This window comes from Acetivibrio mesophilus (genome assembly GCF_004102745.1).
GTDB classification, from domain to species: domain Bacteria; phylum Bacillota; class Clostridia; order Acetivibrionales; family Acetivibrionaceae; genus Hungateiclostridium; species Hungateiclostridium mesophilum.
Genome location: NZ_RLII01000025.1, coordinates 40,570 through 48,381, shown reverse-complemented (window position 1 = coordinate 48,381; position 7,812 = coordinate 40,570). Strand labels below are relative to the sequence as shown.

General features: G+C 39.3%; 7 protein-coding genes. All 7 read left to right on the top strand.

The features are described 5' to 3' along the window. On the top strand, window positions 1–1,410 hold a 1,410-nt coding region (locus tag EFD62_RS14250), incomplete at its 5' end, for an RHS repeat-associated core domain-containing protein (protein WP_155522902.1). A 16-nt stretch (window positions 1,411–1,426) separates the two neighbouring features. Continuing rightward, complete coding sequence (locus EFD62_RS14245) at window positions 1,427–2,266, top strand: hypothetical protein (protein ID WP_027622887.1); 840 nt, start codon at window positions 1,427–1,429, stop codon at window positions 2,264–2,266. A 119-nt stretch (window positions 2,267–2,385) separates the two neighbouring features. Beyond that, window positions 2,386–2,775, top strand: coding sequence for a hypothetical protein (locus EFD62_RS14240; protein WP_128706331.1), 390 nt, complete (start codon window positions 2,386–2,388; stop codon window positions 2,773–2,775). After that, window positions 2,768–2,905 carry a TFIIB-type zinc ribbon-containing protein gene (locus tag EFD62_RS17790; RefSeq protein ID WP_170176857.1) on the top strand — a complete coding sequence of 46 codons (138 nt, stop codon included), beginning with the start codon at window positions 2,768–2,770 and terminating at the stop codon, window positions 2,903–2,905. The genes EFD62_RS14240 and EFD62_RS17790 overlap by 8 nt, the downstream gene beginning before the upstream one ends. A 183-nt stretch (window positions 2,906–3,088) precedes the next feature. Beyond that, window positions 3,089–5,329, top strand: a complete 2,241-nt coding sequence (locus EFD62_RS14235) for a phage/plasmid primase, P4 family (protein ID WP_128706330.1) — start codon at window positions 3,089–3,091, stop codon at window positions 5,327–5,329. Window positions 5,330–5,725: 396 nt separating this feature from the next. Next, window positions 5,726–7,039 (top strand): phage major capsid protein, encoded by a 1,314-nt coding sequence (locus tag EFD62_RS14230; protein ID WP_128706329.1) that lies wholly within the window; start codon window positions 5,726–5,728, stop codon window positions 7,037–7,039. Window positions 7,040–7,343: 304 nt separating this feature from the next. Next, window positions 7,344–7,646 carry a hypothetical protein gene (locus EFD62_RS14225; RefSeq protein ID WP_194087095.1) on the top strand — a complete coding sequence of 101 codons (303 nt, stop codon included), beginning with the start codon at window positions 7,344–7,346 and terminating at the stop codon, window positions 7,644–7,646. Window positions 7,647–7,812: the final 166 nt, after the last annotated feature.

The following is a 7,812-nucleotide window of genomic DNA, read 5'->3' as shown; positions in this document are numbered from 1 at the left end:
ACATACTACTATGACGCATTTGGTAATATAGAAGAGGAAAAGTACTATGATGCCAATGGAAATCTGACAACAACGCCGATAAACAACAACATAAGGTATGCCGGCTATCAGTATGATGAGGAAACAGAGCTGTATTACCTGACTGCAAGGATGTATGATCCGAAGATTGCAAGATTTTTGCAGGAGGATACATATACTGGGTCACCGGATGATCCGCTTAGCTTGAATCTGTATGTGTACTGTGGGAATAATCCTTTGGTGTACTATGATCCTACAGGGCACTTTAGAATTTTCGGAGTTGAATTTGGAAATCCAATTGAGGGATTTAAAGAACTATTTTTAACAACCGAAGAAGAACGAGAACAAAATTTTAGAATCATCTACCTATATGGTGGAGACGATGCATATACCACGTTTGTAACTGATATGGGAGCTGCGCTTGTAGAAGTAGGTGATTTGTTCAAAGACCCTATAAGTCAGATGAATGAAAATAATGCAATATTGGATTCTTTCCTTTCCAATGATTTAGGATTAAAAGATTCCAAGGTATATAATACTGCTAAAGAAGCTTTGGAGTCTGATATTAAAAAGGTTGAAGCTGCAGCAATTTATAGTATAAATATGTTTAAGAGTGTAGCACAAACTGGTTATGTCATAATAGACAGTAATAATAAGCAGATGAATTTTGCATATGATACGCTGGGATTATTAACAGGTGGTTCGAATTTTGAATCTTGGGGAAATTCTGCACAGGACTATTATAACCACCAAAGGATGTTGGTAAGTATTCCGGGGAATATAGTAACAGGAGCAGTAAATGATGTAAGAACTCTCTTAAATCCCAAAAATGCCGGTAATTATTTCTTTAACCCGGATGCAAGTCTGGAATCAATAGTAGAATATCAATCTGCGGGATTTGATACTGCTATGTGGGTAATACCAACAGCAAAAGTAGCCCCAAAAATTAAGACTCGTATTACATCAACGTTAGGTTCAATAAGTGAAAAAGGAATAAAAGGCTTTGTTTCTGATATTAAAAATGGTATTAAGCTCAAAGTTGGTAAAAAGGGAGCGAGTAAGGCTCTTGGTGATCTGTCTCAAGCATCAAAGTATGGAATTGATACATATGGCAATTTGACAAAATCTTTAAAAGGAACAGGTTTGCAGGCTCATCATATTATTGAACAGCGTTTGGCAGATGTATTAGGAATATCAAACACTAAATCAATGTTAAGTGTTGCAGTAACTAAAACAGAGCATCAAGCATTTACAAATGCTTGGAGAAAACTTATACCTTACGGTACAAATTATAGTACGTTAACTAAGACTCAAATTTGGAACTACGCACAAGAAGTTTATAAGGATTATCCAGCATTGCTTGATGCAGCTAAAAAAACTATTTTTAAATAGGAGTGATGAATAGTTTATGAAGATAAGGCATCGAATAGTATTTAATAGAAAAACTATCAGCATAGAATTTGTTAATTTTCTTGAGGAAAAAAAAGCTAAATTCTCAAATGATGATTCAGATTTGATAGTTGCATATCTTTTTGAAGAAGAGAATTGGAAAAACGATTTATATCAATTTTTACAGAAGGAAGGAATTACATCTATAATTGAATGTATATATTCAAAGGCAGAAATTGAAAAAGCAACTTGGTTTTCAATAAGGTCAAAGTTTAGATGGGAGTATCCTCAACCAAAAGATTACTTTAGCTATAGGCACATAACATATGACAGTACTAGTTATTGTGATAGTTGTGGTTATGGATTAAAGCAAAAGGAAGAATTTAGAATCAATAAGAGCCCCAAATGGGGAAAACGAAATTTCCTAATGTTAAATTGGGTTCATGATGAATTGTTTATTAATAATAAAGTCAGAAGCATTATGGATAAAGGTGATATCAAAGGCTATAAATTACATAGTGTTTTAAATGTTAAAACAAATAAACCTATCGACGATATCAACCAAATTTATATTGAAGAAGTTTTACAGCCCGGCTTAATCAATAAAGAGCAATCAATTAAAGAAGTATTAACATGTAGAAAGTGTGGAACAGTAAAGTATATTTATACAGGAAGAGGATTTACTTATAAGAAAGATGTTTTTGAAGGTTTAAACACTGATATTGTTAAGTCTGCTGAAATGTTTGGCGATGGACTAATGTGTTCAAGTATTATATTTATTTCCAGAAATCTGTATAATCTTTTAACATCAAATTCTTTAGATAAAGATTTAGTATTTGAGCCAATTACGATCGTGTAAAAACTTTTAAACCCTGGCAAGCCAGTCAAAGGTAAGCCGGGTTTTCTTTCTGTAAATACTTGACATGCGTATTACATTGTGGTACAATAATGACATAAAGAAACATAGGAGGTGCAATTGTGTCCACAGAAAAAGATAGTATGTTAAGAGTAAGACTTACACAAAAACAATCAGATGCACTGGATTCCATCATAGCTGAATTACAAGCACAGATGCCGGAAGCAAGTGTCACCACATCAAGCATTGCTAGATATGCACTTGAGAAGTATGTCAGTGATTATATTGCTAAGCGTGATGGAACTAAAATTTTTATTGAAATAGGTACAGAAGATGCCACAGATGATGACATTAGAAATCTTTATAATCTTGTTTCCAAGATGCTAGATGATGCGAAGGAGAATTACTCACAGTCAGTTCATTACATGGTAGGAGAGATATTTGAACCTATCATGATGCGAATGGCAAGCCTCATGAAACCAAAGAAACCGGAGGTGAAGGCTGGTGAGTAAGAAACAGTACACAGTCCGCTGTCCTCGCTGTAATCACAGAGTATTTGATGCCGACTATGCAGATGTTGAAATTAAATGTCCGAAATGCAGAAAGGTATTTGAGGTAAGGCTGGAGAAGAAGGTGGTGTAAAAAAGTGAATAGTTCTGGCACAGAGCCACAAAGGGAGCAGATGACTCACCTATAGAGCCTGGCAGATAGTCTAAAAAACTATTTGTCGGGCTCTTATTTTATTTGCGCGAACGCGCCCGCGACAACCGGATAAACTCGCGTAGCGTGTTTATCCCGGTTTCGGCAACAAAGGAGGTGAGAAACGTGAATCAATTTATAAATATTCCAGTAGAGTTAAAGAAATTACCACAGTGGGTGTGTCATAGAAATAAAGTGCCTTTTAACCCAGTGACAGGAGCACCAGCTAAGGCAGGTCAGACAGCTACATGGGCAAGTTTTAAGGATTGTGTGAATGCTTTGGATAGTGGAGGATATGACGGTATTGGCTTTGAATTTAACAATAACGGTATAGTGGGGATTGACCTTGATCATGTTGTTACAAATGATGGCTCATTATCTGCCGAAGCTGTTGAGATAGTAGCAATGCTGGACAGCTACACAGAGTATTCGCCTAGTGGAAAAGGTCTTCACATCTTCGTTAAGGGTGATATCCCTGTGGATGGCAGGAAGAAAGGCTTTATTGAAATGTATAAGGCCAAAAGGTATTTTACCATGACTGGTAATGTCTATGGTGATTTAAAGCCAATAAACGAGAGAACAGAGCAGGTGATGCAGATATTTAATAAGTATTTCATCAACCCTGTGTCGGCAAATTCAACCATGAATGCTGCTATAGAAAACGCTTGTATAAGCAAAGGTAAGGACTACCTTCACATCGGACTTGAAAAGGATGCTGTGTTCAAGTCTCTATGGAACGGTGGGTATCAGAGTGAGAAGTGTATTAGCGAAAGTGAGAAAGACCTTGCATTGATGGGGAAGTTACTCTATTGGTGCTCTGGCAATGTGGGTACAGCCATAGAAGCTTTTAAAGACTCACCTTATGCTAGAGGTAAAGACGACAAACACACAGCCAAGTTAGAACGCTTGGATTATCTTCAAAGAACAGCAATGAAAGCAATCCAAGGTTTGACTTCAACAGCTGCTTTGGATGATGAGCAGTTTATAGGACAACAGGAGTTTAGTTTAGATGATATGGGAAATGCCAGGAGATTGGTTTTCATGTATGGCCATAACATACGATTCAGTTATACCAAAAATAGTTGGTATTGTTGGAATGGTAAGGTATGGCAGGAGGATGAGACAGGAGAGATTAACCGACTTGCAGATAAAACAGTGGAAGCAATGTATACCGAAGCTATCAATCTATCTGACCAGGATAAGCGTGATAAACTTCTAAAACATGCATCCAAGACCCGCTCCATAGCAGGTAGAAAAGCAATGATAGAAGGAGCAAAGCATTTGGAGCGTATTCCAGTTACTACAGCTGATTTTGATAGAGATGTGTGGCTGTTAAATCTTCAAAATGGAGTCCTCGATTTGAAATCAGGAATGATACATCCACACAGCCCGGACTTTATGATAACTCAAATCAGTAATGCTAGCTTCAATCCTAGTGCTACATGCCCAAGATGGATGGATTATCTGGATAAAGTCACCAATGGTAATGCAGAGCTTATCAGATATATGCAAAAGGCGGTAGGGTATTCTCTTACAGGCAATACAGGAGAAGAGTGTTTGTTTATCCTTTATGGTACCGGTCGAAACGGGAAAGGAACCTTTGCTGAAACATTGTTACATCTTCTGGGTTCTTATGCAAGAACCGCTCAAGTAGATAGCTTGATGCTTAAAAGCGTATCAGCCAATAGTGCCAATCCTGATATTGCAAGGCTTAAAGGGGCAAGGGTTGTTAATGCTGCTGAACCACAGAAGAATGCAAGACTTAATGAAAGCTTGATTAAACAACTGACAGGTGGGGACACGGTAACAGCCAGATTTCTTTATGGTAAGGAGTTCGAGTACCGACCGGAGTTTAAGCTGTGGATTAATACCAACTACAAACCGCAGATATCGGGCAATGATGATGGCATCTGGAACAGGGTGAAGCTAATCCCTTTCACCGTATATATTCCACCGGAGAAGCGTGACCCACATTTGAAAGAATATCTTCGTGAGAAGGAGATTGACGGAATATTAAACTGGGCGCTTGAAGGATTAAAGCTGTGGCAGAAGGAAGGATTAGAGATGCCAGAGACGATGAAATCAGCCACGATGGATTATCGCTCGGAAATGGATATCATGCAGAAGTTCTTGAATGATTGTACGAAACCAAACAGTAAGTGCAGTGTCGGAGCATCTGCCTTGTACAAAGCTTATTCGAATTGGTGTTCCGAGAATGGAGAGTATACCCTGAGCAATACCAAGTTTGGAAGAGAGATAAGCAGGTACTTAAGTAAACGATATGACAGAAGTGGAACAGTTTACCTTGATATTGAACTCACAAGTCCATTGCTAGGAGAACAGCATGAATTTAACACAGAGCTTTAAGTTGATAGGTGTGGTGTGTTTAAGCAGTTTGTGGTGAGTTGGATGGTTAGTACAAATAGCTGAAAGCCTCTTAAACACAGGGGTGTGGTGAGTGTGGTGGGCTATGGTGAGTTTTTCAGTAACTTTTATATTTTATTTTATTATATAGACTTTTATAAAAACTAACCACAACTAACCACACTCACCACAGAAGATATATAAATTGCATAAGGAAAGTTGGATGATTGTGTGAAAACCATGGACATAGCGGATTTGAGGGCAGGGGGAGGTCAAATCTCTACAGCAAAGAAAAAGAACAACGGGCTGGCAGCACCGCGTAAAAAAATGCAGATTCAAACGGGGTATTAACCCCAGACCATATTAACAAAAAAATATTAAGAAAATGGAGGTTTAAGCATGAGATTTATAGCAGATTTGGTACATGAGAAAAAGCAATTGGTGAAAAAAGCAGAAGCCATTTTGCAGGAAGCTGAAAAAGCAGGTGGAAGTTTGACGAATGAACAGGAGCGACAGTTTAACCGCTACACAGACAAAATTAAGAGCATTAATGAAAGCATTGACGAGGAATTATTAAATATCAGAACCTCTGAGCCAATTCTAATTACACCACAAAAAGCTGTATCTCCTATTGAAGAATCAAAAACACCTGTAACAAAAGCCGTATCAAAATCATTCAGAGGGATGTTCTATGGAAACGAAACTGTGAGCTTAAGCAACAATGGTTTCCATTCCATGGATGAATTCCTGAGAACACTTCACTCGGGAAGAGCCGACAACAGGCTGATAAATGCCAGTATGGTGGAAGGGATACCTGAATTCGGCGGATATTCCGTACCGGAGGAATACGGAGCCTTCCTGATGGATAAATCCCTGGAGAATGAAATCATCCGTCCAAGAGCAACGGTATGGGCAATGGGAAGTGAAACAAAGAAAGTACCAGCCTTTGACGGAGCAGACAGAACCAACAACCTATTCGGCGGCATCTCTGGCGAATGGCTTGAAGAAGGACAGACAGGCACACGAAAAACAGCCAAGTTAAGGCTGATTCAACTGAAAGCCAAGAAGCTGGCATGTTTCAGTCAGGCATCCAATGAACTCATAGCAGACGGAATGTCCTTTGAAGAAATGCTTGCAGGTGCTCTTATTAAAGGCTTGGGCTGGTACATGGACTATGCCTTTATCAATGGAACAGGAGAAGGACAACCACTTGGTATCCTCAATGATCCTGCTCTGATAACCGTCACCAAGGAAACGAACCAGACCGCTGCCACAATCAATTACAGCAATGTGGTCAATATGTTTGCAAGGCTGGCACCTTCCTGCTTTACCAATGCAGTATGGCTTGCAAATCCCTCAGTAATTCCGCAATTGCTCACAATGACTATCACTATTGGAACTGGGGGTGCTCAGATACCTGTATTCAAGGAAGAGGCAAGCAGATTCACCCTTCTTGGCAAAGAAATCATCTTTACCGAGAAGTGCCCGGCATTAGGCTCTAAAGGTGACTTAATCCTTGCAGACCTCAGCCAGTATGCCATAGGCATGAGGAAAGAAATTGCCCTTGACCGCTCCAATGTACCTGGCTGGATGGAGGATATGACCGATTACAGAGTGATAGTGCGTGTAGATGGTCAGGGTACTTGGGATAAGCCTGTTAAGCCTAAAAATGGCACTACGCTCTCTTGGGTGGTGGCTCTTGAAGCAAGATAGTTTTACTCAAATTTGAGTAAAAGCCACTGAACCCAATTTTGGGCTGAGTGTGGCTCACTTCATTGCCACTGAGCACAATTTGAGGCTAAGTAATACTTAGGGCGAAACCGCTCAAAAATGAACAATTGGAAGTGCTGCTCCTATTGAGATAAATCCTTCGGCAGGAGCAGCGCCCCATCCTCTGAAACCCTTAAAAATACTGTATACAAGTGCAGAAATGACTTGATGTATTAGCGGTTCAGAGGGAACATGTTACTACGGAATAAAGGCTTTCAAGGCTTTAACCGTAGGAAGGGGTGATAGTGTGAGAATAAAGATTACCACAACCATAGAGGAAGCAATATTGAACAAAGCCAAAGCACTTGCCAAGCAGGAAGGCTTGGAGGGTGCAAATGCAATTATTGAAAGGGCGCTGGAGTTGTATTTTACCAGTATTGAGAATGAAGTATGGGAAAAATCATTGTCCAGCGGCTGGATTAAGAAGCTAGTTCTCAAAGGGGATTCTATTCTGTACGAAAACATCAAGTGCAGAAAAACCTTGGAGAACTACAAACCAGAGGATTACACACAGAATAATTTACAAAGTAAAGGTTGGAATAAGGTTTAGCAGCCAGTAAAAGGACTTCTGTATTGCTCCTATGAAACGTAAAAAGCGTAGGTCAAAGCCGTAAGCTTTATAGAAACAGACGGGGCAAGTAAAGAGGGATTTGTAAGGGCTGCAGCAGTTATTAACACAGTTATATCGGTCAGAAACATTAAAGAATTTATGTCCA